Annotated in this window: 12 protein-coding genes; 6 read left to right on the top strand and 6 right to left on the bottom strand. The window is 61.0% G+C overall.

Going from position 1 to position 26,612, the window contains the following annotated elements; translation table 11 throughout:
• Positions 1 to 24 precede the first annotated feature (24 nt).
• The gene (locus tag VRZ08_RS13800; protein ID WP_164636859.1) at positions 25 to 1,170 is read right to left on the bottom strand and encodes a DegT/DnrJ/EryC1/StrS family aminotransferase; all 1,146 of its coding nucleotides are present in this window, start codon (positions 1,168 to 1,170) and stop codon (positions 25 to 27) included.
• Between the two features lie 608 nt (positions 1,171 to 1,778).
• On the opposite strand from VRZ08_RS13800, the gene VRZ08_RS13795 reads away from it, so the two are divergent.
• Together VRZ08_RS13795 and VRZ08_RS13790 are read left to right on the top strand one after the other, a co-directional pair.
• Positions 1,779 to 2,915, top strand: a complete 1,137-nt coding sequence (locus tag VRZ08_RS13795) for an acyltransferase family protein (RefSeq protein ID WP_414532896.1) — start codon at positions 1,779 to 1,781, stop codon at positions 2,913 to 2,915.
• A gap of 138 nt (positions 2,916 to 3,053) precedes the next feature.
• Complete coding sequence (locus VRZ08_RS13790) at positions 3,054 to 4,547, top strand: lipopolysaccharide biosynthesis protein (protein ID WP_414532895.1); 1,494 nt, start codon at positions 3,054 to 3,056, stop codon at positions 4,545 to 4,547.
• A gap of 104 nt (positions 4,548 to 4,651) precedes the next feature.
• Here VRZ08_RS13790 and VRZ08_RS13785 read toward each other — a convergent pair whose 3' ends face one another.
• Positions 4,652 to 5,542: a glycosyltransferase family 2 protein gene (locus VRZ08_RS13785; protein WP_414532894.1), complete on the bottom strand. Its 891-nt coding sequence runs from the start codon at positions 5,540 to 5,542 to the stop codon at positions 4,652 to 4,654.
• A gap of 22 nt (positions 5,543 to 5,564) precedes the next feature.
• Positions 5,565 to 6,665 carry a glycosyltransferase family 4 protein gene (locus tag VRZ08_RS13780; protein ID WP_414532893.1) on the bottom strand — a complete coding sequence of 367 codons (1,101 nt, stop codon included), beginning with the start codon at positions 6,663 to 6,665 and terminating at the stop codon, positions 5,565 to 5,567.
• Between the two features lie 497 nt (positions 6,666 to 7,162).
• On the opposite strand from VRZ08_RS13780, the gene VRZ08_RS13775 reads away from it, so the two are divergent.
• A complete protein-coding gene (locus VRZ08_RS13775; protein ID WP_414532892.1) occupies positions 7,163 to 8,605 on the top strand; it encodes a hypothetical protein in 1,443 nt (480 codons plus the stop codon).
• On the opposite strand, the gene VRZ08_RS13770 is transcribed toward VRZ08_RS13775, so the two are convergent.
• From VRZ08_RS13770 to VRZ08_RS13760, 3 genes are all read right to left on the bottom strand, one after another.
• Positions 8,600 to 10,348 carry a GMC oxidoreductase gene (locus VRZ08_RS13770; RefSeq protein WP_414532891.1) on the bottom strand — a complete coding sequence of 583 codons (1,749 nt, stop codon included), beginning with the start codon at positions 10,346 to 10,348 and terminating at the stop codon, positions 8,600 to 8,602. The genes VRZ08_RS13775 and VRZ08_RS13770 overlap by 6 nt on opposite strands.
• Before the next feature lie 120 nt (positions 10,349 to 10,468).
• Positions 10,469 to 11,605, bottom strand: coding sequence for a glycosyltransferase (locus tag VRZ08_RS13765; RefSeq protein WP_414532890.1), 1,137 nt, complete (start codon positions 11,603 to 11,605; stop codon positions 10,469 to 10,471).
• A 63-nt stretch (positions 11,606 to 11,668) separates the two neighbouring features.
• Positions 11,669 to 13,399 (bottom strand): glycosyl hydrolase, encoded by a 1,731-nt coding sequence (locus VRZ08_RS13760; RefSeq protein ID WP_414532889.1) that lies wholly within the window; start codon positions 13,397 to 13,399, stop codon positions 11,669 to 11,671.
• Positions 13,400 to 14,291: 892 nt separating this feature from the next.
• Here VRZ08_RS13760 and VRZ08_RS13755 point away from each other — a divergent pair.
• Genes VRZ08_RS13755 through VRZ08_RS13745 form a run of 3 tightly spaced genes read left to right on the top strand, consistent with a single transcriptional unit; the run spans position 14,292 to position 26,570 of the window.
• The gene (locus tag VRZ08_RS13755; protein ID WP_414532888.1) at positions 14,292 to 16,205 is read left to right on the top strand and encodes a non-ribosomal peptide synthetase; all 1,914 of its coding nucleotides are present in this window, start codon (positions 14,292 to 14,294) and stop codon (positions 16,203 to 16,205) included.
• A gap of 22 nt (positions 16,206 to 16,227) precedes the next feature.
• Positions 16,228 to 24,264, top strand: coding sequence for an amino acid adenylation domain-containing protein (locus VRZ08_RS13750; protein WP_414532887.1), 8,037 nt, complete (start codon positions 16,228 to 16,230; stop codon positions 24,262 to 24,264).
• Entirely contained in the window at positions 24,261 to 26,570 is a 2,310-nt protein-coding gene (locus VRZ08_RS13745; protein WP_414532886.1) for a condensation domain-containing protein, read from the top strand. The genes VRZ08_RS13750 and VRZ08_RS13745 overlap by 4 nt, the downstream gene beginning before the upstream one ends.
• Positions 26,571 to 26,612: the final 42 nt, after the last annotated feature.

The raw sequence follows: 26,612 nt of genomic DNA, 5'->3' as shown, positions 1-26,612 counted from the left end.
CTGAATGCACGCATTCAGGTGTCTCTAGGACGCCGCCTTGAGGAGGGACCGTCCGCGCCATTCCATGAATGGAATCGGGTATTGCGGCCCGAGCGAGACGCGGCAGGTCCGGGACAGGATGTCGAGCGTCCGGCTGCACATGTCTTCCGAATATTGGATGTCTCGCTTGGCCCACTTCCACGGATTCATGCGATCATCGAACGTGCGCTGCGTCATGATCGGTCGCCAATTGGTATAGACGTGACGGCCGGTGTCGATCAGTCGGTCGACGCCTCGGTTCTGTGCGAATTTTTTGGCATCTTCCGCTGTATCGAGGATCACAGTCAGTCCGGCAGCGTTCTCCGGATCATTGTGCGGCGAGACTCTGAGCTTATTGCTCTTGGACAGGTGCTTCACCATGATCGGGTAGCGCGCGCGCAGGCGGGAAATCAAAGGGTCGAGCTTGGGCAGCTGGGCGTGAAGGACCGCGCCGGTCAACTCCGAGACCTTGAAGTTCATGCCGGTGAACGGCGCTTCGTTGGACTCGTAAGAGTACTCCCGCGTGTAGCTCCCGGCATCGTGGAACATTCGCGCGCGAGTGAAAAGACGGTCGTCGTTGGTCAGGACCGCGCCACCCTCGCCAGAATTGAGATTCTTGAATTGATTGAAGCTATACGCGCCGGCGTCGCCGATCGTGCCGACACGGCGACCTTTGTAAGTCAGCCCGACGGCCTGACAGGCGTCTTCAATGATCTTCAGCCGATGCTCGCGAGCAATTGCGACGATCGAGTCCATGTCACACACTAGATTGAGCATGTGAACCGGCATGATCGCTTTGGTGTACGGCGTGATCTTCCGCTTGATGTCTTCCGGATCGATCGTCAGGCTTTCGTTGACGTCGACGACGATCGGAACAGCACCGACCATGAGCGGGGCGATCGCGGTCGCCACCCAGGTGTACGCGGGAACGAGTACCTCGTCACCTGGACCGATGCCTGCCGCCGCCAGCGCTGAGATCAGCGCGCTCGTTCCACTGTTCACCGTCAACGCGTGCTTGACGCCGATCTGCTTCTCGAGATTTTGCTCGAACTGGGTCGTGTAGCCTTGTTCGCCTCCTCGGTAACGTAACAGTTGACCGCGAGCGACTACCTTCGTTAACGCGAGCCACTCCGAGAATCCAACGCGCGGCATTCGAGGACCCCAATTCGTTGCATTTAGTCCGAAGTTTATCCGTTGTACGTATCGGAGCAATGGGCGATCAGCAAGTGATCGGTCCAAACATAATGAATCCGCGAGACTGGTTCGACGATCTGTGTGTGTCCACAGTCACATTGCGTGAGTGATCGTTGAGAGTGCGAGATGGCGCCAAAACAGGCGGCCTGATGTACCGCCGCTCAGCAATTCCGGTGCGTGCTTAGGCGTCATAAACATGCGGCGCGGCGCCGGCGTTTTGAGTCAGAAGACAGAGTTTACCTCATGCGGTCAACCGCCTCTGACGGGATTGGCCTGTTGCTTCCTGCAATCCTCAACAGTTGCCTTCCCATCGGCAGTTCCCCAGGTAGCGCTGCATTGTGACCTCAGCATTCCGGCCGGTGGAGGCTTGTGTTGCCGCACGTTTCGGCGGAGCAGACCCGATTGCCGCTGCAGTTAACCCACTCGGATCTTCGCCAAGATGTTTGTTGCGGAAGACACTGAACAAGATCAGCATGGATCGAAGACGAAGAAAATGAGCGTCGTGTTGGAAATTGCCGATCGGAGGCGGTTGGACCGGTGGGTTTCTGTCTCGGGAGCGCCAAACGTTGACGGGCTCTGTTGATATAAAGGTCAACAGAAGGCGGATCGATGCGATCCAGTTGCTTCGTGCGTTCGCGGCGACCGCGGTGGTGTTCACTCACGCGACGACCCGGATCGGCTATATGTTCCCGGAGGGAAAAGCGAGCTCGCACCTGTTTGATGGGACTTCCGGTCAGGTCAGAGTTGGTGATGCCGGCGTCGACCTGTTCTTCGTGATCTCCGGCTTCGTGATGCTGTATGTGCATCGGAACGATTTCGGCCAGCCGGGAGCGGTGACGGGATTCTTTAAAAAGCGGATCGCCAGGATTGTGCCGCTGTATTGGTTACTCACCACGGTGGCGGTGTCGGTCACGGTGCTGTCGCCGGCGTTATTCACAACGCATTATGCAGCGGCCGACCCGGCATGGATCGCCGGCTCGTATCTGTTCCTGCCCATTCCCGCTCCCGGACGGGAGTTGTCGCCTGTCATCGGGGTGGGGTGGACGCTGAATTACGAGATGTTTTTCTATCTGGTCTTCGGGCTGTTGCTGACGTTGCCGCGCCAACTGGCGCTACCATTGTTGTTCGCGTCGTTTACCGTTCTGGTCGGCATGGGAGCCGCTTTGGCTCCGGCTGCGCCTTGGGCGAAATTCGCAACGAGTTGGCTGCTGCTGGAGTTTCTGCTGGGGATCGGGGTCGCCTATTGGAAGCTCTCGGGAGGCCAGCTGACGGCCCAGGCCGCGCGCGTTCTGGCCGCCTTGTCATTGGCTGTTTTGTTGGCAACTGTGTATTGGACGCCGGACGAGCAGGGCGCTGGTCGGTTTGCATTCTGGGGTATCCCGGCGGCGGGGATCGTCGTTGCGGCGACGAACCTCGACTTGGGGCAGGGACGACAGCGTCGGCTGGCCGCGGTGCTGGGCGACGCGTCTTATTCGATCTATCTGTTTCAGGTGTTCGCGCTGCCGATGTGGGGGCTCGTGATGTCCCACTTAGGTTTCGGAATGTTGCCGTTCGATCTCAATGTGGTGATCTTGACTATTCTGGTCGTTGCGAGCGGCGTCCTCGGCTGGGCATTTGTCGAGCGACCTCTGAGCCGCGCGATCAAGCCGCTGTTGTTTGGGCCGCCACAGAGGGATCATCCGGTCGGGGAATTGCGGTCGTGAAGCCTGTTGCCAGAAGATGCTCCATTGCCTGCCGTGTTTCGTCGAGACGAGCCCAACCGATGCGCCTGTGCAATCGCAAACCGATGATGGCTCGTCCCTTGGCCGGCGTGGCGTCGCGGGTCTGATGTCTGGTGGGTGATGGGCTCCGAGAGTCACGCTGAGGCGCCGGTTGGTGCGCGAGCCGCCGCGAGCGCCGGCCTGCTGGTCGCCTCACGCCTGATCACGCGGTGCATCGATCTGATCACCTTGAGCCTGTTGGGCCGGCTGCTGACGCCTGCCGACTTCGGCATCGTAGCCATCGCGATGTCCGTGATCTTCATCGTCGAAGCGGTCATGGAAATCCCGATCGGCGTGGCGCTCGTCAGAGTGCGAAATCCCACCGAACGACATTACGACACGGCCTTCACCGTGGGGCTGTTGAGGTCCTGTGCCTTGATGGCGGTGGTGATTGCGTTGTCGTGGCCGATTGCCGAACTGTATCGGGACGAAAGGCTGATCTGGTTGATTTCTGCGCTCGGTACTGCGCCCGCAGTCCGGAGCCTCGGAAGTCCGCGGATCACTGAATTTACCCGTCGGATGGATTATCGACCGATCGTTGCCCTGGAGGCGATGGGCAAGCTGACATCGCTGGTGGTGTCGGTCGTGGTTGCCTGGTGCACGGGGTCGTATTGGGCGATCGCTGTCGGGACGATCGCGACGCCGCTCACGATAGCCGTCGCGAGCCACGTCGCGTTCAGGTATCGGCCGCGGCTGTCGCTGGCCGAATGGGGCGAATTCTCTGCCTTCGTACGCTGGTCCACGATCAATCAACTGGTCGGGGCTATGAACTGGCAGATCGACCAGTTGATGCTGGGCCGGATGGTGAGCCGTCAGGACCTCGGCCGGTTCTCCATGGCATCAAACCTGGCGTCATTGCCGACCCAGGTGATCATCGTTCAGCTTCTCAATCCGCTCACCGTGGCGTTTTCGCTGATCCACGACAATCCCGCGCGATTGAAGGATGCGTATCGAGCAAGTGCTGCGATGATCGTCTGCGTTGGTCTGCCGGTGCTGATCGGGCTTGGCCTCGTTGCGGATCCGCTGATCCGCCTGGTGCTGGGCGAAAAATGGACCGTGATCTCGCCGATCGTATCGTTCATGGCGTTGTCGATTATTCCGTCGCTGTTCGTGTCGCCACTATCGCCGCTGTTGATGGCGTTGAACCGGACGCAGGCGCTGTTCCCGATCGCGCTGTCGGAACTGCTCTTCAAGATGCCGTTTTTGTTGGTCGCGATCTGGCTGTTCGGGATGGAAGGGGCGGTCGGGATGAGAATGCTGACCGCGTTATTCGTGGCAGCGGTTTCGATGCGGGCGGCACAACAAACGATCGGCTGGGCCGCATGGAAGCAGGTCGCGGAGCATTGGCGTTCGATCGTGGCGGGCGCGTTGATGGCGGCTGCGATCTATCCGCTCACGTGTGACCTGGAACACGAGCCACAAATTGTTCTTATGGCCGCGAAGTTGGTGGGCGCCGTTCTGTTGGCTGCGGCGGTCTATGCCGTTGCCATCCTGGCGCTTTGGTTTGTCGCAGGGCGACCAGCAGGCGCCGAGGCGAAGATCCTGAATCTCGTTCGATCAGTGATCAGGCGGTAGATCGATAGCGATTGCCGAACGTCGGCCTGATCGGAGCGCATTCGCAATCGCGGTGGCTGTGTTGGCGATGTCAATGCGAGCGGTAAAATAATACAAATCGGAAGTCACTGGCGAATGGAAAGAATGTTCTTTGGGTGATCCCGTCCGATCACCAAATCCAGGACGCCGATCCAGTTTCCCTTGCAGCGTCCTCTGCGATCGATCCACGGCTCGGGCTTGAAGGCGCGAACATGGTTCATTACCAGATTGCGCGCGATCAGCCGGATCCCGGCTTTGACAGACAAGGTCCCCTTCCGCATCAGATAGACTGGGTTGACGATCTGCGAATAGCCGAGGCGTACGCCCGCCAGACGAGCGGCTTTGACACCCTGATGAACTCCGGCGAAGGCGGTGGTCAGGGCGAGGCCGCCTCGGCGGCCCACGCGTGCCGCAAAGTCGATATCCTCTTGCCAAGCGTAGAGCGGCAGGTTCTCGTCGAAGCGCTCGGCCCCGATGGCAGCGCTGCGATACACCATGTTGCAGCCATACAGCCCATCGAGCGAACAGATTACTTTCGCCTTGGGCCTGCCGTTCTGATCGTTGGCGACGACCAGCGCGATGGCTTCTTCATACGGAATCCCCGCGGTGTTGATCCCGTCCGCCAGCAGCGATCCATTCACCGCGACCACTGCAGGATGGTGCTGGAAGAAATCCTCGATCCCCTCCAGGCAATAGGCCGAGGGGACATAGTCATCGTCAAAGAACGCGATGATGTCCGTAGAGCCAAGAAGCAACTCCAGCGCAGCGTTGCGTTGCACGGGAAGGCCCGGATTGCAGTAGACAACCTCGGCGCCCGCCAGCATCGAATCCGAGGGCGGAAGGTCTGACGGCTTCACGACCGCAAATACGAACCGGCTTGGCTGGAGGGTCTGTCGGAGAATGTGATCTTTCCAGCGACCAAGCTCCTCGGGGCGGCCGGTGCTGGCGACGACTACCGCGATCCTGGTCGACCCCATCGGTCCTCCAACGGGGCCTTTGCTATCTGTCTTCGGCGACGTGTCGAATGACATTGCAGAGATCCGCTCCGGCTTTCCGCCACGTAAAATTCGCTGCCTGCGCTACCCCCTCGGCGGAGCGCTCCAGCCAGAATGGAGCCGAGCCCGCGAGCGACCTGATCGCTTCGATCCATTCCCTGGGATTGTCTGCAGCCGCGTAGAGCGCCCCTTTCCCCGCGACCTCGGGAAGGGCACCGCAGGGCGCGACGATGGCCGGGCAGCCCAAAGCCATTCCTTCCAAAGGTGGCAGGCCGAAGCCCTCCGTGGTCGATGGAAATGCTACGCAAAGCGCCGCTTCTAAGAGGGACCGTAACTCACCGTCGGTCACGGCCCCTGCAAACACGACATTGGCTGGAATGTTGGGGAACAAGCGGTCAAAGTCGCGGCGATCATGTCCGCCAAACAGGACGAGCTTGATGTCGCCAAGCTCCGGGCTGGAAAAGGCGTCCAGTAGAACCTTGATATTCTTGTGCGCCTGAGTGGAGGACAGCGCGACCACAAAGCGCCGCCGTGCAAGCGAGAGACGATCGATGATCTCGGGCGCTCGGGGATAGGTCAGGACGTGATCGACACCGTTATGGATCACCGAAATGCGCTCGGCATCGACGACGCCGGCTCTCGCCAGCTGCTCGGCGGAGAAATGGGACACTGTCAGAATGCGACGATGCCTTCGCCCGGTCAGCGGCAGAATGGTCTTATACCACGTGCGAAAAGCAGCCGAATAGGACTGCGGCGTGATGAACACTTGTGCATCATGGATCATGGTGATGGCGTTGCCGATCGCCACCGGTCCAAGATTGCAGAGGTTGAGCAGCAGATCGGAGCGCGCGGCGCGGGGCAGGTCGATCTGCTCCCATAGCTGCCCGCGCAAGCGGCCATAGCGCTCAACGTGAACGCCTTGCGTGCCGTCCGGCGCGGACCTGGGAGCAACGATCGTAGGTGAGGTCGAAAATACGCCGTTCAGGAGATCCTGGTTCAAAACGATCTGGCGAATAAGCTGATCGGCGACCCTGTGGACGCCGGTAGGTCGCGCTGTCAGGAACTTCCCGTTGATCGTCAGTCGACGAAAGGGCAATGGGTTCACCTAATGCGATCTCCAGAACGCCTCTCGCGTCCTGGCCAACTATCGATCTGCCGACGGCGCCAGATAGTGTCAAGACAACTGTAGAGGGAATAAGATCACCCGTGCTTGTTTGTTTGGGGCAATGGTAAATTCATGGGGCGTTCTTAATGGGGATGGAGCAAGGCGTCGATCAGCCCATGGGCATGCCGTGATGCTTGAGTTAGTAGGCGATACGCAGAGTCCGGCGGTCGCCAGGACATCATGGCGGCCTCTGCCTACTGCTTGTCCTGATAGCGTAGCTCGGATCGCTCTATTCGCGTACGTCGTCTGGTGCCGCGTCTGGACTGGCGGGATCGGTCCGATCATTGGGACAAGCGGCAGGCTGCACAGCCGCCGGACGGGCACGGCCGGTTCGAAGGAGACGTTGACAGATTTGACTAAAGCGAGAAACTTCAGCGCGGCCGAGCCTCAATGACCTCCGGCCGCCGACAGCAAGAGAAGGGCTCCGGGGCAACACCATGACGATCGAAGTCATCGGAATGATCACGCTCGCGCTCGGCGTGATCTGCCTCTTTCAGCCTGTATCTTTCATCATTCACGCCTTTGTATGCTCGATCCTGCTCGGCGCGGCCGCCGCCTTCACGCTGCCGAGCCTGGGCGGCACCAACGTCACCCCATCGCATTTGCTGTTAGGGTTTCTGACGATCCGCATTCTTGCTGAACCGGGTTGTCGGAGCCGGCTGTCCGATGCCCTGGCGATAGGGACGCCCGGATTCTGGCTGGCGCTGATCGTGGTCGACTGTCTGGTCTCGGCCTATTTCATGCCGCGGCTGTTTGCCGGAGACACCTTCGTCTATCCGGTGCGAACCACCGGCTACATGGTGGTGCTTCAGCCCGCGACGTCGAACTTCACGCAGTCGGTCTATCTTGTCGGAGATCTGGTCTGCTTCGTTCTGATCTGGGCGTATGCGACTTCCTACGTGGGGAGAAGCCAGTTAGGGAGTGCCGCCATCCTGTGCGTCGCCGCCAACCTGGCCTTCTCGGTCGTCGACCTCGCCACCTATTATTCGAACACCACTGAAATCCTGTCGTTCATCCGGAATGCCTCCTACGGGTTGTTGACCGAGGTGGAGCTTGCGGGCTCGAAGCGACTGGTCGGATCGTTTACCGAGGCGTCCGCGTTCGGATCGATGACGGTCGCGTTCTTTGCTTTCACGTTCCAGCTCTGGCTTTGTGGAGTTTACCGACGCTTGTCGCTGGTGCTGGCCGTGCTGTCCCTCGGCGCGGCGCTGCTCTCGAAATCGTCGACGGCCTATGTCGGGCTCGCGGTGGTGCTGGGCATCTTCTATTTCCAGATCGTCTCGGCGTCGTTCTCCGGCGCACTGCGTATTGAATCGATGGTTCTGCTGGCCGGGGCGCCGTTCGTGGTGGCGTTCATCATCCTGGGAATTCTCGCTGACGATCGTGCATCGAGCTATGTGGCAGACATTCTCAACGAGCTGGTGTTGAACAAACTGTCGAGTTCCTCGGGGGTCGAGAGATCGCTTTGGAACCGACAAGGGCTCGAGAACTTCTTCGACACCTTTGGGTTCGGCGTTGGCAACGGCAGCATGCGAGCGTCGAGCTTCCCGATTGCGGTGCTTGCGAGCCTTGGAGTGGTTGGAAGCATCCTCTTCGTCGGGTTCTTTCTGTCGGTGTTCTTGGCAAAAGACGGTAACGGTGTGGACGCGAGGGACGAGGGCTACAGAAAGGCAGCCAAGGTCACTTGTGCGGCGATGTTGGTGACGCAGGTTCTGGCTGGCGCGCTGACAGACCTGGGGCTGCCGTTCTTCATCTTCGCGGCTTTAGCCTGTGCCAAGCGCGATGCGTTGTCGAGAGTGAGGTCGAGCACCAGCTTGTCGCTCGAATCCGGGCTCGGTGTTCTCGCAGCGGCGCGCCGATCCGGCGCAAGAGGACTATAGCGGGGTCTGTCGGATACGGTCGGCAAGACGGACCGCAAAGGCCACGATCATAAGAGTTGGATTGGCGTGGCCACTGGTCGGAAAGATCGAGCTTCCCGCGACGTAAAGACCGCGAACGCCGTGCACTTGGCAGTGTTCGTCGACCACGCCTGATCGCGCCGACGCCGACATCCGCGTGGTCCCCATGCTGTGCGCCATGTCGATGATCACGGCGTCGTTGAATGCGCCTTCCGCGACCCATGGTTCCAGGACCGGCTTCGGTAGCTGCACGTGCGCAAAAGCCGACTGCACGATGTGGCCGAGCCGCAAGATGGTTCGGCGCTCGTCAGCGTTGATCCGCCAATCGACCCGTGGCAGCGGCAGTCCCAACCTGTCCGTCTTCTCCGACAACGTGATGCGACTGTCGGGATCAGGCCGCTGCTCGGATATGGCGTCGATCCACACGTCGGTCACCTTGTGCGGAACGCCGCGACTGAGGAAGTCGTCCGCGGCCACATTAGGCATGTAACGAATGGCGGTTTGGACGATGAGATCCTTGACGGCGACCGGAAGCCGGTTGCTCGACAGTAGCTTCATGGCGGCGCCCTTGCCGAGGAGACCGGCGCCGGCAATGGCACGCATGGCATCCTTGACCTGTCGCTTACTCTTTCCGGTAAGGAGCCGTTTGACGGCGTCCCATGGGTCGTCCGCCGCATGCTCCGGCATGAAATAGATCGCGGAATTCAAGAGATGCTCTCGCTCCTGCACTTCAGGCGTGATCGCGAGGCCATGCATGTACATCGAGGTGCGACCGCTGTTGCGGAGGCCGTAGAATCCAAAGCGCCGCATGATCTGGTTGGCGTTCGATCCGCCGAACCTGGCGATCCGCGCGCCGGCATGGTCCATCAGGAAGCGCCCCACCAGATCGTGCTGATTGCCAACTCCGTTGGCGTGGATCGTGGTTGAAGCGAGCAGAAGGCGCGCATTTTCGATACCGCCGCCGGCGATCACGGCGGCCTTTGCGTGCACGGTGTGGCGTTGCCCGTCGATTGTCGCGATCTCTAATCCGCGAAACCCGTCTCCCTCCTGGGTCAGATCGAGGCGTGTCGCGGTCGCGTTGAGCAGAACGCGAATGTTGTCGGCTTCCACCCTGAGAAAGTCGGCGCCGAACCGCATAATGTCGAGAGGGTCGATCCGGGATCGCGAAAACTGCCAGAAGAACGAGCGAAACCCCTGCGGGCCGAGTTGGGGTTCGGGAGGTGAAATGCCGAGCAGGGTCCAAAGAGTGTCGTCGTAGCGGTTCGGTCCGAGGTTCAGAATGTCGGCTGCGCGATCAAGAAACGGATCGAGGCTGGATCGGTCTATCGGCCAGCCGGAATGCGGGACCCATGCTCGCTCCTGGAAATCGATGCCATCGAAAGCGGCCGACTTTCCTGCCCAAGCATGTGTCGAGCCTCCCAGCGCTCGACAGCGGACACCATAAGGTTGCTGGTCCTGAGTCCAGGAGCGGCAATTGGCGCCGTGAAAAGCAATCCTCTTCTGAATTTGGTGAGGGGCGTTCGGCTCGCCGATGCTCTCCAGCGTCGAGAGCTCGGTTGCTTGAGGGGCCTCTTCAAGCAGTCCGCTCTCGACGATCAGGACGCGTAGTGGAGCACCTCGCAACTCGCGCGCTACGGTGAGGCCTGCTGGGCCGCCTCCGATAATGACGAGGTCGGCCTCAAAACGAGTATCGGCGCTGAAATGAGCAAGGTTCTCGACAAGCATGATTTCAGCCTACCAGCCTGTGTTAAAGCCGGGAATCTCTTTCACGGCGGGCTGCTCTCACAGACACTCATCTGTTCAGGGAGATGTATGCCTGACGAAGAGGGCGTTGCGTTGCAGTTGCTATAGCGATGTGGAGGGGCTTGCATCCGCATGCTGGTGAAGCGATGCGGCCTGGGACAGAACGGATCGCCAGACCCGTAGGGCCTTTTCTGTTGAAAATCTCGCAATACTCGTTCGCATCTGATCCAAGCGCTGCGCCTTCTCATCCCCGCTCATAGCTGAGATCTGATGCATTCCCTGAGCGATCGCGTCGACATCCCGCGGGTCCACGAGAATGGCTGATGGGCCAGCAACCTCTTGGAGAGCTCCACCTCGGCTCAGCAGCGGTATTACTCCATAGTGGATCGCCTCGGCCGCCGGTAAGCCGAAGCCCTCAAGTAAACTTGGGAGGATGAATCCTTCTGCGTTGGAGTACAGCCAAAGAAGCTGGGGATCGTTGACGTACCCCGGGATGAGAACGCCGGGGGTGCGGTCTGCGGCGGCGATGACGTGTTCGGCGCCAGGCTCCGGGCCGCCGCAGATCACATAGCTATACCCCTTCTCGGCGAGGCCGGTTCGTCCGAAGGCCTCGATCGCCCGCAACTGGTTCTTGCGGGTTCCCAGGCTGCCGACCGACAGAAAGAACTTACCCCGGGTAGATGTCACCGGCTGCTGGTCCGAGGAGCCCGAAGTGAACCTGATCGGCGGATACAGAACGCCCAGATAAGGGAAATCGTCGCCATAGAGCAGCTTGAATTCCTCGCACGAGCTTTCACTGGCGAACAGAAGATGCGGCTTGGCCGCCGCAATGCGATCGAACGCAGCCCGATAGATCTGCTCGACACCATCCGCGTAAAAGGCCGGATGGGTCAGGGGGCCGACGTCGTGGCAAAGGATGATATCGGTTTCGCGCAGGTCGTGGATGAGGACTTCTCTTGGATCGGTAAAGACGATTGGCAGCCTGTTCCGGCGCGACAAGAAGGTCGGGAGTGTCCTGGGATGCCGAACCCGCAGATCAATCTCGACAACGGCCAGTCGGCCCAGGATACGGGCAATCAGCCCGGTGGGAAGCCGGTCTAATCCGAGCCTCCAGTAATAAACCTTGCGGATCAGATCCTTCGAGCCGGCGATGAGATCGCCGCAGAAGAAGAACTTACCGGTCCTGTTGTTGAGCGCCAGCGTGAAGTCGCAATCGACAAGTCCTGGTTGACCAGACATGCGTAGCTCTTGTTCAGTCTTCAGGCGATCGGCGCCCGATGATGGCCTGATCAGAGGTGCGTGTCATGGCCGTTTTTCCACGCGAATGTCCTTGACCAGAAATTCGCTGGGCGAGGCAATCGCGTTTATTCGGAAGTGCCAGCCCCACTGGGCGACGAAATTCGCGTCATCGATCGTCCATGTCAATTCCTGCCAGTCCGTTTCGCTCGGTATCTCGCGATACGAGGCGTTGATGTAGCCCTTCTGGGATTCATAGTCCAAGCTGAAGCCTGCCTTCGGACTTCCAGGCAGCCGTTTGACCGTTGCGCTGATCTGCAGGCGGCGGGTGCCCCACGGAACGAATTGCGGCGATACTGCGAAATAGGCGTAGTGACCTTCATTGTTCGCGACCGAAAAATCGAGCCGCCGCGAGGTCGAACCCTCGTCCGCGAACACCTTGGTGGTCTGCGGATTGATCTGCTGGAGACCGCCGCCGCGATTGGTCTCACCAAGAGAGATCGTGACAGCGTCGACTTTCGAATAGTCGACGTCTTGCAGGATCGGCAGGTCGCGGTTTTTCTTCGCCTGCTGCACGATTGCGTCCGGAAGCTTCGAAACGAACTGGGGCGTGGACGACAGGCTGAGGGGCTTGCCGGCCTCCAGAGTGACCTCGGAGCCGTCGGTACGCGTGACCAGAACCGGCGACTGGAAGTTGGTTTCAATCGTCTTGTTCGATGTGGTCCAAGCGGCCAGTACGTGACCTTGCCGGCCCTCGAAGACAAAGCCCAGACTGTCAGCATCCGCTCGGACCCATCCAAGATAGGTCGGGCGATCGCCCAGCAGCCGGATCAGGGTTGCAAGCGCCTCGAATGAGGGGCGCGGTGAAAAGTCCGTGCGAAGCAATCCGTGGTCTGCCTGATCGTGATAGGCCGGCCCTCGCGCCTCGAACCAGAAGATCTTCTCGAACCCGGAGGCGAGCGCGAGCACGTAGGCTTTTGTCAGCAGTCGCGATTGACCTGCTTCGGACCTCGGTTCGGTGGTTGCGACGGCTCCGACTTCCGAGATCCACAGCGGGAGCGAGCTGTCGAGGTTATGTGAGGCAAGCATCCGCCGCAGCGTCGATGCCATCGCCATGAACTCGATCTCGCCACCAGCCTCCAGCAGATCGAGCTTTTCGTAGGGATGCACGCAGATGAAATCGAAATGTCCGGCCGCGCCCGCTTCGATCGCGCGTTCCAGAAAGTTGACGTCGAAATTTGCGACGCTAACTCCGATCTTTGCCGATGGATCGATCCGCTTGGCGGCCGTCGACGCCTCTTTGACTAGCTCGGCGTAGATGGATGGACTTCCGTTAACGGCGAAGCTGCCGTTGAACTCGTTCCAGATCTCCCAGTGTTTCACTGACCCGCGATAGCGCTCGACGATGGCGCCGACGTAGTTTTTCCAGTACTGGATGTCCTTAATTGGGAAAGTGCGCGTGCCGCCATCGGCGGAGGCCCAGGGCGCCAGATAGGCTAGCGGATACAGCAGGCTGATGCCGTTCGCCGTTGCATCGCTGACGAGCCGGTCCGACGAAGCCCAGTTCCAGGTGCCTGGGGTGGGCTGAATGGTCTGCCATTCCTGGAAGGCCCGCAGCCATTTAACGCCCGCCTTCACCAGGATCGGATTGAACCGGCGATGATCATCAAGCCATTCGGCGCCGGTGGCGACGCCCCACGGGCTGGTCTGTTGCTCGGTGCGATCGCCGGTCGCATCCGAAGCGAGGGCACTTCGCTGATCAACGGCAGCGCCGGCAGCCATGATGGTCGCCGTCACCACAACCGTTACCAACCGGCCTGCCCGAGCGCGGAGCTGACTGAGAAAGGATGTGGGACGCCCAAGACGAGCGCGGTCAAACGCCATTCTTTCTTGTCTCACTCGATCAAGTCGCCATCGCCCGTGTCTAGCGATGTCCAAGCAGGGGATGCCGCTATTGCTCGCCGCCCCACATCTCACGCATCCGCTCTAACAACGATCCAGACTAGCGGCGACCAGAGATCCGCTCACTCCGAAAACATCGGAAACACAAATCGCAATAATGGCAACGCCGGCGTATCCAAAATTGCGGCGCCGGCGGCTTATCCATGGCTCGTCAGTACGCCAGGGGCGCGACCATCATATCGCGAAAGTGATCTATATTTAGTCGAAGCCGGAAGGGTATTCTGCGCTAGCATCGAGCCAGTCTCCGAGTGATTGCGATGAATGTGCGAAATGCACGGTTATCATTCTCGGGCGTGCATTTGGCGCTAAGCGGTCGCTGCGCGCTAAGCCTTGTCGTAGTGCGCGACAGTTGGCCTTTGCATTGAGTGCCATCATTGTAGGTCTTCTGGAATCTTTCAAGTGCGAATTGTTCTCTCATCAAGTTGTGGGCGAGTGGTTTGGTGCGATGTGTTGAGGTCGGTACGTGTGAAGTGTCTGTCATTCAAGGAGTTTGTCGCGCGCTCGTAGTGTGTCTGTGGCTGCGATGGCTCTTCAAACGCTTGCAAAACGAAGTGAGCTGAGTGTTGACATATAGGTCAACGCGCTGCCGTTACGAGGAGTTCTTGTCGATCGGGGGGCGGGCTAGTGTGATTGGCTTGCATTAATGCTTTCGCTTACAGTCGGGTTAAGAGTAAGCTTAATATGCGAGGAAGATTGCCGTTAGTTGATTGCAAGGGTAGGGATAGTCATGGCAAACACCGTGGTTATCAAAGAAGGATCTGGCAGTGGCGCGGTTGCGGCATGCACCGTTCCAGATGTTCTTCAGCAGATTGCCCATCGTTTTCCGGAATCCGTTGCCGCCATTTGCGAGCGAGGGCGGATTACCTTTGCCGAGTTTGAGTTTCGTTCGAACCAATTGGCACGATTGCTTGTCAAAAGAGGCGTGAAGGTTGGCTCAATCGTTGTCCTCCTGACTGGGCGCTCGATCGATACGCTGATCGGCATGACCGCGATTTTGAAGGCGGGCGGAGTCTATATGCCGCTTGATATCGGGCTAGGCTCGGAAGCGATCGGCGGCGCTATCCAGGATGCACAGCCGACGCTGGTTTTGACGGAGCATCAACCGGCTTTGATTGACGCGATCGAGCAGCGCCGCCTGAGTGACGAGCTCGATGCCTCGCGGCTTGAGCCCGGTGATCCGTTGGCACTCGATCTGACGCCATCCTTGCCGGCCTATGTGATGTTCACGTCTGGATCGACCGGGCGGCCCAAGGGCGTTGTGGTGCCGCATCGTGCCATCGTCAGGCTGGTTGTTGATACGGATTTCATGACGTTGTCGCCCGCGACGGTCATGCTGCATGCGGCGCCATTGGCGTTCGATGCCTCGACGTTGGAAATCTGGGGACCGTTGCTGAACGGCGGGCAGATCGTCATCGTCGAAGATGCGGTGCTGTCGGTCGATCGGATCGCCGAGACGCTGGGGCGTTTCTCGGTCAATGCGGCCTGGCTCACAGCAGGTCTTTTCCATCTGATGGTCGACGAGCGACCCGAGGCGCTGTCGGGTCTCACGACTTTGCTGGCCGGCGGCGACGTCCTTTCGCCGGTGCACGTTCGTCGTGCGATGGCTCTGCTGCCGGATTGCACGATCATCAACGGGTACGGCCCCACTGAAAATACGACGTTCACGTGCTGCTATTCGATTCCGCGCACGGGCTGGGGCGATGGGCCGGTGCCGATCGGCTTTCCAATTTCTGGCACGAGCGTGCACATCCTATCGGACACGCTCGAGCCCGTTCCAGACGGCGAGGAAGGTCAGCTTTGCACCGGCGGAATTGGGCTCGCGCTCGGCTACCTCAATCGCCCGGAGCTGACCGCGGAAAAGTTTGTCGTCGATCCGTTGTCTGACGATCCGAAGGCTCGGCTTTATCTCACCGGGGATTACGTTCGTCGCCGGAGCGACGGAGCGATCGAGTTCCGTGGTCGGCGGGACCGTCAGGTCAAAATCAACGGCGTGCGTATCGAGCTCGACGGCGTAGAGCAGGCGCTGCGGCAGGATCCGGTCCTGGCCGACGCGGCGGTGGTTCTGTCCGCGGATCGAGGCGACGTAAAGCGGATTGTCGCTTTCTTGAAGCCGCTGCCAGGTGACGCTTCCGGTGATCTTGAAGCCGGCATCATCCGCAGACTCAAAGAGCAATTCCCCGCCCAAGCGATCCCATCAACGATCAAGATCGTGGATGAGTTGCCGCTCAACAAGAACGGCAAGATCGACAGAGCAAAGCTGCTGAGTGACCTGATCGCGACGGAGCAGCTGGGCACGCGTGCCGACGATGAAGACTTCTCTGACGATAGTGTTGGATCGATCGTGGCGGACATCTGGGGCGCATTGCTGGGCAAGTCGGTCGATGCCAGGGCGAACCTGTTCGATCTTGGCGCGACGTCGCTGCAGATGATCGCGGCGCACGAGCGCATTCAAGCGGCGATCGGGATTCGATTTCCAGTTACGGACCTGTTCGCCCATCCCAGCATCGCCGAATTCCAGGCTTGTCTGGACGGAGCCTCGCATCGGTCGCTCGCCATTGCCGGAGCAGCGCGTGGACGCCGGCAGAGGCGTGCGATGAATGCTGCGTATGGCGCGATCAATGTTCGGAGCCATCACGCATAGGGCTAGACGGAGCTGAGGCGAGATGTCGGACAGCAATGAGATCGGCTTCGCGATAGTGGGACTTTCTGGTCGCTTTCCAGGCGCACCCGACGTTCAGAAGTTTTGGCAGAACATCAAAGCGGGGCGCACGAGCGTTTCGCGTTTCTCGCCTGAAGAGCTGGAGGACTCCTTCGCGGCTCATGAGCGTGCCGATCCCGATTTTGTTGCCGCCAAGCCGGTTCTCGACGACGTCGATCTGTTCGACAGCGATTACTTCGGGATGTCGCCGCGTGAAGCGGATTTGACCGATCCGCAGCAGCGGATCTTCCTCGAGATCTGCTCCGAGGCGTTGGACGATGCGGGGTACGACCCGGAGCGTTATCAGGGGGCGGTTGGTGTCTTCGCCGGCGCCTCGCTGAACACCTATTTCTTGCGGCACGTCTGCCCCGATCGCACCGCCCTCGAGCGGTTCACGTCGCAGTTTCAGGTGGGCTCGTATTCGGAGCTCCTCGGCACGCTCAATGACTTCGTTGCGACGCGGGTCGCCTACAAGCTCAATCTCAAAGGACCGGCAGTTTCTGTCCAGAGTGCCTGTTCGACCTCGCTTCTTGCCGTCGCGCAAGCGTGCGAAAGCCTCGCGGCTCTGCAGTGCGACATGGCATTGGCCGGCGGCGTCTCCGTCACGTTCCCCCAGAAACGCGGGTACATCTATCAGGACGGCGGAATTGCCTCCCGCGATGGCTCCTGCCGGCCGTTCGATGTCGATGCGGCCGGGACCGTGTTCGGCTCCGGCGCGGGCGTGGTGGCCATCAAACGGCTGGCGGATGCCGTCGCTGATCGCGACGCGATCTACGCGGTGATCAGAGGTTATGGCATCAACAATGATGGCGCGGCCAAGGTTGGCTTCACGGCTCCCAGCGTCGGCGGGCAGGCAGAGTGCATCGCGGCCGCGCTCGCGATGGCCGGATTCGACGCGGAATCGATTGGCTACGTCGAGTGTCACGGCACCGGCACGCCGCTGGGTGATCCGATCGAGATCGAGGGGCTGTCGCAAGCGTTCGCTGAAGCTTCCACCGGTGCGATCAAAGACCGCAACTGCACCCTGGGATCGGTGAAGGCGAATGTCGGTCACCTGGATGCCGCGGCGGGCGTGACAGGGCTGATCAAAGCCGCCTTGATGCTTCACCACGGCATTGTGCCGCCTCAGGCAAATTTCTCCGAGCCGAACCCACACCTGGACCTCGCGAAGCGGGGATTCCGGGTGGCGACGGAGTTGCAGGAATGGCCTCGGGGAGATGCGCCGCGCCGCGCCGGAGTCAGCGCCTTCGGGGTTGGAGGCACCAATGTGCATCTGTGCCTGGAGGAGTCACCACCGACTGCAGCGGAGAACTCGCTGCCGGTCGAGAATGCGGTGGTTCTCCGGCTGTCTGCCCGGTCCCCCACTGCCCTGGAGGCAATGCGCCTCCGGCTGGCCGATCATCTCGAGGCGGCAGTGCACCGTGGCGAGCGCATTGGCTTGAACGAACTGGCCCATACTCTGGCCGCAGGACGGCGAACGTTCGATCGGCGCTGGGCGGTCGCGGTCAAATCCGTGGAGGGAGCGGTTCAGTCGTTGCGGGAAATCCGCTCCGACCCCCGACCTTCATCGCTTCGACCCGGCGCGGTGTTCATGTTTCCCGGCCAGGGCGCTCAGTACCCGGGGATGGGGCGTTGGCTCTTCGAGTCCGATCGCGAATTCCGCGCTGATGTCGAGCTCGGGGCGGCGATCGTGAAGGAACACCTTGGCGTCGATATCCTCGCCGTGCTGTTCGACGATCGTGATGTCGACGATCATGCCATCCGATCGACGACGTTGGCGCAGCCGGCGCTCTTCCTCATCGAATATGCTTTGGCACAGCGTCTGCTCCGGTCCGGTATCGAGCCGAAAGCGATGATCGGCCACAGCCTCGGCGAGTTGGTCGCGGCGGCGCTGGCGGGCGTGATGTCGTATCAGGATGCGCTCAAGCTTGTGGTGCATCGCGGACGGATCATGCAGGCCCAGGCGCCCGGCGCCATGCTCAGCGTGCGGTTGGCGGCAAGCGAGCTGTCGGCGCACCTGCCAGTCGGGGTCGAGATTGCGTCCGACAATTCGCCCCGTCTCAGTGTCGCCAGCGGTCCTTTTGAAGCTGTGGAAGAGCTCGAGCGCCGGTTGGAGAGGGCGGAGATTCCCCATCGACGTCTCCACACGTCACACGCCTTCCATTCAGCAATGATGGATCCGGTGGCAGTCGAGCTCGAGAAGGTTGCGGCCGGGATCCCACTCCGACCACCGAAGCGTCGGCTGATCTCGACCGTCACTGGAACTTGGATGACCGCGGCGGAGGCCACGTCACCGGCCTATTGGGCCCGTCAATGCCGTGAGCCTGTCAGCTTCCGCGCCGCGCTCACCACGCTGATCGATTCGATGTCCGAACGGGTGGATTGTCTGCTGGTGGAGGTCGGTCCCGGTCGAACGCTGTCGACATTTGCAGGGGCCTCATCGTCCGCATCGAAGGTCCGGGCAATCGTCACGACCGCGCCGGACTATGCGGAGCGAAACGACGAAGAGCTCACCTTTGCTCAAGCGCTCGGAGATCTGTGGGCGCACGGCGCGAGACTGAAATCCGATGTCCGTCCAGCCGCGGGTGCCGCACGCCTGCGATTGCCAAGCTATCCGTTCGAACGCACGCGCCATTGGATCGCGCGTCCTGCTTCGGCCGGCCCTGAGATGACCATCCCAGTCGCATCGGCCCGAGGAGACGCGTTCCCTCAGACCGTACCTCCGCAGGAGGTGAGTATCGAGCAGGATGGTCTGCGTAGCGTTTCGATGGAGAGTAAGATGTCGGGTGATGAGGTCTCAAAGGCGCTAATCAAGGCGCTTGCGGCTATACTGTCGGATGTCTCGGGACGACCTCTTTCGGATCAGGACGCGGCGACTTCCTTCATCTCGCTCGGGTTCGATTCCTTGCTGCTCGGTCAGGTCGCGCAGCGCGTCAACAAGTCGTTCGGGGTGAAGATCACGTTCCGGCAGTTGATGCGAGATCTCAACTCGCTGGACGCCCTGGCTTCGATGTTGAAGGCCTCGGCACCGGCCGACAAATTGCCCCAGGCCGAGCGAGCAGCGGTGAAGCCCCAGGTGGCGATGGTCGAGCGGCCGGCAGTGGCTGTGTTGTCGAAAGACCCGCCGGCGCCGGTGATGGCGGGCGCCACGGGAGTCGAGGCTTTGCTTCGCGAGCAGCTGCAATCAATGGAACGGATTTTTGCCGCTCAGCTTGCGGCGGTCGGCAAAGACCAGGGTGTCGCTGCCGAATTGCCTGTTGCGGCGGTCCCGGCCAATAGCAGCGCAGGGAGCGCGCCTGAGACTACCCTTGTGATGCCCGACACGGGTGAGGAAGGGGGCGGCCGGTTCAAGATGTATCGCCCCGGTGCCGCCGATGGCGATCTCGCACTTGCACCGGAGCAGCGCTCTTACATCGAGAATCTTGTCCGGCGCTATAACGACCGCACGCCTGGATCGAAGTCACGTGCTCAGGCGTCGCGCAGAGTTCTTGCCGATCCCCGGACCGCGAGCGGCTTCAATGCGCAGTGGAAGGAGATGGTTTACCCGATCGTTTGCAAGCGGTCGAAGGGAGTGTCGATCTGGGATGTCGACGGCAATGAGTACATTGATCTGGTGAATGGCTACGGCCAGACGATGTTTGGCCATGTCCCGCCATTCGTTGCCGCCGCGTTGCACGCACAGTTGGAAGACGGATTCGCGATCGGACCGCAGACCGAACTGGCCGGGGAAGTCGCGGCGCGAATTAGCGCTATGACCGGCAATGAGCGGGTCGCCTTCTGCAACACCGGTTCCGAAGCTGTCATGGCCGCCATCCGGGTGGCCCGCGCTGTGACCGGACGACAGAAGGTCGTCGTGTTCAGTGGCGCCTATCACGGTCAGTTCGATGAGGTTCTGATCAAGTCGTGCCGCGCGGGCAGCGTGCCCGGTGCACTTCCGATCGCGTCCGGCATCCCGGCCGAAAACGTCGGACAGATGATCGTTCTGCCGTACGGCCATCCAGCAAGCCTCGAGCTTGTCAGCCAAATGGCCGACGATCTCGCCGCTGTTATCGTCGAGCCGATTCAAAGCCGGCATCCGGCTTTGCAGCCGCGAGACTTCGTGGCGTCGCTCCGAGAGCTGACCGCTAAGAGCGGGACGGCGCTGGTGTTCGACGAGGTGGTGACCGGCTTCCGGGTCGACCCAGGTGGCATGCAAAAGGTGTTCGGTATTAAGGCCGACTTGGCAACCTATGGCAAAGTGCTGGGCGGAGGAATGCCGATTGGCGTGGTCGCAGGCCGCGCGGATTTCATGGACGCGCTGGACGGCGGCTTCTGGCAATACGGCGACGAGAGCGAGCCGGAAGTTGCGCCGACATTCTTCGCCGGAACGTTCGTTCGGCATCCGATGGTGCTCGCCGCAGCACGCGCTGTGCTCGAGCACATCGAACGGAACAAGGCTGAGATCTATGCGCCCTTGGCGCAGCGCACCGGGCAGCTTGTCGATCGGATCAATTCGCACCTCGACAACTACCGACTGCCGACGCGGGCCGAGACATGTGCGAGCTGGTTCTTTGTCGATGGTTCGCCTTTGGGACGGTTCGCCGGCCTGTTGTTTGCCGAGCTTCGCCTACAGGGGATTCACGTCCACGAGGGTTTCCCGTGTTTTCTCACGACCGCACACGAGGCCGTTCAGTGCCAGGCGATCGACGGCGCGTTCGAACGAGCGATAGGGGCCTTCGCGGACGCCGGGCTGATCACGGGAGAAGCCAAGAGTGTCACCAGGAAGGCGAGCCGTAGTGGTGATGGTCAAGCTCAACCGCAGCCGCAGAAACTCAAAACGGTGCCCCTGACCGAGCCTCAGATGGAGGTGTTGCTCGCGGCGCAAATGGGCGATGCAGCCTCGATGGCGTTCAACGAGTCGGTCAGCATTCGCTTCGATGGGCCCGTCGTCGAGAGTGCGTTGATCAAAGCGGTCGAAGAAGTCGTCCAGCGTCACGAGGCACTTCGTAGCCGTGTCGTTGACTTCACCGGAATGCTCGAGATCAGTCCGGATTTCGTGCCCAAGGTGCCGGTCGTCAAGCTCGACGAGGCCAACGCCGATGCCGAACTGGCGCAGTGGCTTGCCAAGGATGCAAGAACGCCATTTGACCTTTTCAACGGGCCGTTGGTTCGTGCCAGCGTTCTGTGTGTGGGGGCTGGCGTCCACGTGCTGGTCTTCACCGCGCATCACATCATCTGTGACGGCTGGTCGATGAACGTCCTGCTCGGTGACTTGGCCGAGATCTACAATGCTTATCGTGACGGAAGAACGCCGTCGCTGGTGCCTGCCGCGAGTTTCGCCGAACATGCTGCGGAGCGGCCGCGGCCGTCTGCGTCCACGGTTGAGTTCTGGCGAAAGCAGTTCGCGGATGTGCCGGTCGCCTCGGAGCTTCCGCTCGACCGCCCACGCCCGGAGGTCAAGAGCTTCCTCGGTGCATCCCTGCGCGAGCGGTTGGGGCAGGACCTCTGCGGCGGGGCGAGAGAGCTGGCCAAACGCAAGGGCGTAACCCTGTTCACGGTGCTGTTTGCCTCGGTGCAGACTCTGTTCGCGCGGCTTTGCGACAACGAGAGCGTTGTGTTGACCGTCCCGATGGGCGGCCAGGCATTGCTGGATCGGCAGGATCTGGTCGGGCACTGCGTGAACTTCCTGCCGGTGCCGGTCACCGCTCGGTCCGCCGTCTCTTTCTGTGAGCATCTGAAGCACGTCGACGAGAAGCTGAACGAGATCTTCGATCACCAGGACTACACGTTGGGATCGTTGGTCCGTGATCTGGACATTCCCCGTAGCATCAACCGGACGCCGCTGTCGGACATTCAGTTCAATCTTGAACGGGTCGGCTCTCGGCTGACATTCCGCGGCGCCGATACGCGCGTCGATACCAATCCAAAGGCCTTCGTCAATTTCGACATCTTCATCAACATGATCGAAACGGACGACGACATCACGATCGAGGTCGATTTCGCGACCGATCTTCTGGATCGGACGACGGTGTCGGGATGGCTCGGTCAGCTCCGCAAAATCTTGGGACAAGCGCTCGAGCAGCCCCAGATCATCCTGCAGGACCTGAAGCTGCAGAAGCCAACCGTTCCTGGGCCTGCAAGCGGACAGACCCTCGCAGTGCAAGCCTCGCGTTTCGACATTCCTCTGGTGGAGATGATCGAGCGGAACTGCGACCGTGCGCCTGACGCGGTTGCGGTGGAGTACGAGACGGACGTTCTGCGCTATCGCGATCTGGAATCGAGGAGCAATCGTATTGCGGGGCTGTTGAGAGCGCTGAATCCGGCCAACGGAGCCCGGGTCGCGGTCGCGGTTCAACGGGGCCTTGATCTGCCGGTCGCATTAGTCGCTGTTGCAAAAGCGGGGCTCGCCTACGTCCCGGTCGATCCTTCGCTTCCCGTGGCTCGAATTCGGCAGATGGCTGAAGCGGCCGAGGTGGCGGTCTTCATCACGTCAGGAGCGGACTGCCCGGTTGCGGCCGAAATGGGTGTGCCCGTGATTGATCTCGTGCGAGATGCCGCGCAGATCGACGCTGCCTCGTCCGCTCGTCCCGAACCGGTGCCCTCGCAGGAGGTGCTGGACTCAACCGCTTATGTGATTTTCACGTCCGGCTCGACCGGAACGCCCAAGGGCGTGGAGATCAGTCACCGCGCACTCGCCAACTTCCTCGGTTCGATGGCGGTCCGGCCAGGATTCGGCGCCGATGATCGGATCGTCGCAGTGACCACGGTGTCGTTCGACATCGCGGTTTTCGAGCTTCTTCTGCCGCTGTATTGCGGCGGACGGACCGTGATCTGCAGCAAGGACAGATTGCTGGAGCCCGAGAGCGTCGTGCGGTTGATTGAAACCAGCGCTGCAACGATCGTTCAGGCCACACCGACGCTTTGGCGCGTACTTCTCGAAGCTGGTTTGCAGCCGTCGCGCCCGCTTCGCGCATTGAGTGGCGGGGAGGCGCTGCCGCGCGATGTCGCCGAGAAGCTGATCGCCGCAGGCTTCGAACTGTGGAACATGTATGGGCCGACGGAGACCACAATTTGGTCGGCCTGCGGACGGATTGTCGATGCCAGCCGGCCGATCGTCATCGGCGAGCCAGTGGCTCATACTGATCTCTACATCCTGTCCGATGACGGAACGCAGGCTCCGGTCGGCACGCCCGGGGAGCTGTGTATTGGCGGACTTGGTCTTGCGAAGGGCTACGTCAACCGGCCGGATCTGACAGCCGCAGCGTTTCCCGTAATGTCTCTGCAGGATGGCGAAACGGTGCGTCTGTATCGAACCGGCGATTTGGCCACACGCTTGGCGGACGGCAGCATTCAACTGCTCGGCAGACGCGATCAGCAGGTGAAGATCCGCGGCTTCCGCATCGAGTTGGAAGAGATCGAGTCCGTGCTGCGAACCTGTCCAGAGATCGTGGACGCCGCGGTCATGGTCGAGAATGCCGGCACTGCCGACGCCGCGCTGGTGGCCGCCTTCGTGGCGAAGCCGGGCATGACGGTGAGCGTCGACAGCCTGCAGCAGACGGCGCAGCTCAGCCTGCCTCACTACATGGTTCCCAACCGCTTTGTCGCGGTTGCCGAATTGCCCAAGACTGCAAACGGCAAACTGGATCGGAAGGCGCTATCGGCGACGATCGTCAGTCCGTCGATCGTCGTTAGTTTCATCGACAAGGCGGAGGCGCGCGACGAGCCGGCACCGGAGGTTCTGACCAAGGTGATCTCGATCGTCGAGGCGGCGTTGAACCGAACCGGGATCAAGCCGGACGACCGGGTTTTCGCGCTCGGTGCGACCAGTCTGCACGTCTTCCGGATGGCTGCGCGGTTCTCCGAAGCGAAGCTGCCGATCCGGGCGCAAGATCTGATGACCAACCCGAGCATGAGCGATCTGGCGCGGCGGGCTTCCGTCGCGGCAAAGGCGCAGTCGTCCGACAAGAAGACGCCATCGCTCGCAGAGTTTCGGCGTTCCTCGAGCCGCGTGAGGACAACATGAAGACGCAGGTCCCCTCCGCAGTCGGACAAGAGCCGGGGATTGAACCGGTCCGCTGCACCAGCATTCAAGAGCGGTATCTCAAACTTCAGAGCCATAGTCCAGGCTCGTCGTTGGCCAATGTTGCGATACGCTGGCTTATGAAGGGAGCCGTGCGCGACCAGACGCTCCAGAAGGCGCTGGACTTTCTCGCAGGTCGACACGAGGTGCTCCGGACGAAATTTGAGCGCTCGGCCGACGGCTACTCACAGATCGTCGTCGAAACTTCGCCAAGACTGTCGCTGATCGATCTGTCGCAGCTGTCGAGCGAGCGCTATCAAGTAGAGGCGGAGCGGCTTGCGTCGTTGGAGGCAAGGGCGGCGTTCGATCCTGTGGCAGCGCCGCCGTGGCGAACGACCGTGCTTCGACGCACGCCGAACGAGGCGATCCTGCTGATCACTCTACATCACGCCATCGCAGATCTCTGGTCCGTCGGGCTAATTGCGCGCGAATTTACCGCAGTGCTCGATGCACTGGAACGCGGCCAACGGCCAGATTGCCGCGAGTTGGACCTGCAGTATGTGGACTATGCGCAGTGGCAGTCGACGTTGCTGGCCAGCGACGGGCTGACCGGTGAGCGACAGTACTGGCGTCGCAAGTTGTCCGGGCTGTGTCCCTTCGATATCAAACCCACTAGGCAGCGCGTGCTCGATGCCGGCCGCGACGGCGAGATTCGGAGCCGTGTTCTTCCGAGGTCGTTGACGGATGCGATGCAATCGCTTGCGCGGCAAGAAGGCTTCACGATGTACGGGCTGGCGTGTGCGGCCTTGACGCGGGCGCTGGGCCGCAAGCTGGAGACGGACGAGATCGTCATCGGAACGCAGGACGCTAACCGTGACGATCCGTTGCTGTTCGATCTGGTCGGCCCCGTGGTCAATACCGTGGTCCTGAGGCTCGGAATCGAAGCGGGGAGCGATCCACTCACGCACGCGCGCCGCATAAGGGACGAACTCTCGCAAGCGTTGGCGAATAAGGCGCTGCCATTCGCAGAGATCGTCGCCGGCATCGAACTGTCGGATCGGAAAGATCTGCCGCTCGGCTACGCCATCAACTTTGCCGCCGGCAACGTCGAGACTAGCGAAGCCGGCGTGATCCGCCACGGCGACCTCGAACTGGTGTCGTTGCCATCGGTCACGACAGGCTGCCTTTACGAATTCAGTTTCTTCTTGGTGGAGCGGCAGGAGGGGTGGCGGATCTCCTGCGAGTACAATACCGACCATCACGTCGCTGCCGCTGCCGATGCGCTGCTGATAGCATGGTCGGAGGAGATGGAGGCTCAGGTCGCTCCGGCCGAGAGCGACCTGAACAGCCTTGCGTCCGCTTTGAAGCGCGATCAGCCGGCCGGTGATATCGTTGAGCCTCTTGCGCTTTCGCTCGAACGCAGGGTGCCGAACCGCTGTCCTACGCGACCCTATTTCCAGCCTTGCGTGCTGCAATCCGACGGTAAGCTGCCGCCGATCTTCGCGTTGAGTAATCGGTCCTTGTACTATCCTCTGGTAGAGCGGGTGGCGGCGGGGCGTCCGTTTGTCGACTTGCAATGGGCGGACGACGCCGAGTTGCCGCCGCTCGATCAGGACAGCATTTGCAGGATCGCGGCCGACGCGGTTCGGCAGATCCGGGCCCACGATCCCATCGGTCCGTACTATCTGATCAGCCTCTGCCTGATGGGCAACGTCGCGCTCGAAGTTGCGCAGCAACTGAAGAGCCTCAATGGCGAAGTGTCGGTGATCTTTCTGCTCGATACGGTCGCGCCCGGCTATGTGGAATCGATGAGCCGGTTCGACCGTTTGCTGAGGCGGGTCCAACTGACTGACAGGATCATCCCCGATCTGCTCGCACGGATCCGGAAGGTCCGGTCCGGGGACATGAGCCTTGCAGCCGCGATGTCGCAGTACTCGATCATCAGGAACAATCCACTCGTTCGATTGATCGGCCGCGGCAGCGATGCGCCACGTCCGAGGGCCACCAACGAGGATTTCCTCAATCACGGCCTGATGGACTATCTGCTCGATGCCAGGGCCTTGTATCCCTGGAAGCCGTATGACGGCGAAGTCGTGCTGTTCCGTAGCGCGAAATCACGCGTCGGACGGCTATTCGTACGTGGCCTGGGATGGGACAAGGTCGTGAACGGACAGCTCCGGATCTTCGACGTTCCTGGTGGTCACGATGACATGACCCGCGAACCCGCGGTCGCGACCATCGCCGAATACATGAGCTGGATGATCGATCGGCGGGAGGGCCGCTGGTCCGCGAAGCGCTCGGTGGGCTGAGGACCGATGTCGTCGGCAAGCAACGATCGCGACGTGCCTGCC

The sequence above is a fragment of the Rhodopseudomonas sp. G2_2311 genome (genome assembly GCF_047501505.1).
Classification (GTDB): domain Bacteria; phylum Pseudomonadota; class Alphaproteobacteria; order Rhizobiales; family Xanthobacteraceae; genus Rhodopseudomonas; species Rhodopseudomonas palustris_H.
Note: the sequence above shows the minus strand (reverse complement) of the source record. Positions and strands in the feature narration are given on the sequence as shown.

Bases quoted from the DNA above. Each gene is read 5' to 3' on its own strand.
- VRZ08_RS13745 (WP_414532886.1), top strand. From the start codon at position 24,261: ATGAAGACGCAGGTCCCCTCCGCAGTCGGACAAGAGCCGGGGATTGAA.
- VRZ08_RS13770 (WP_414532891.1), bottom strand. From the start codon at position 10,348: ATGCTTGTCGAGAACCTTGCTCATTTCAGCGCCGATACTCGTTTTGAG.
- VRZ08_RS13790 (WP_414532895.1), top strand. From the start codon at position 3,054: ATGGGCTCCGAGAGTCACGCTGAGGCGCCGGTTGGTGCGCGAGCCGCC.
- VRZ08_RS13800 (WP_164636859.1), bottom strand. From the start codon at position 1,170: ATGCCGCGCGTTGGATTCTCGGAGTGGCTCGCGTTAACGAAGGTAGTC.
- VRZ08_RS13775 (WP_414532892.1), top strand. From the start codon at position 7,163: ATGACGATCGAAGTCATCGGAATGATCACGCTCGCGCTCGGCGTGATC.
- VRZ08_RS13785 (WP_414532894.1), bottom strand. From the start codon at position 5,542: ATGGGGTCGACCAGGATCGCGGTAGTCGTCGCCAGCACCGGCCGCCCC.
- VRZ08_RS13765 (WP_414532890.1), bottom strand. From the start codon at position 11,605: ATGTCTGGTCAACCAGGACTTGTCGATTGCGACTTCACGCTGGCGCTC.
- VRZ08_RS13750 (WP_414532887.1), top strand. From the start codon at position 16,228: ATGTCGGACAGCAATGAGATCGGCTTCGCGATAGTGGGACTTTCTGGT.
- VRZ08_RS13755 (WP_414532888.1), top strand. From the start codon at position 14,292: ATGGCAAACACCGTGGTTATCAAAGAAGGATCTGGCAGTGGCGCGGTT.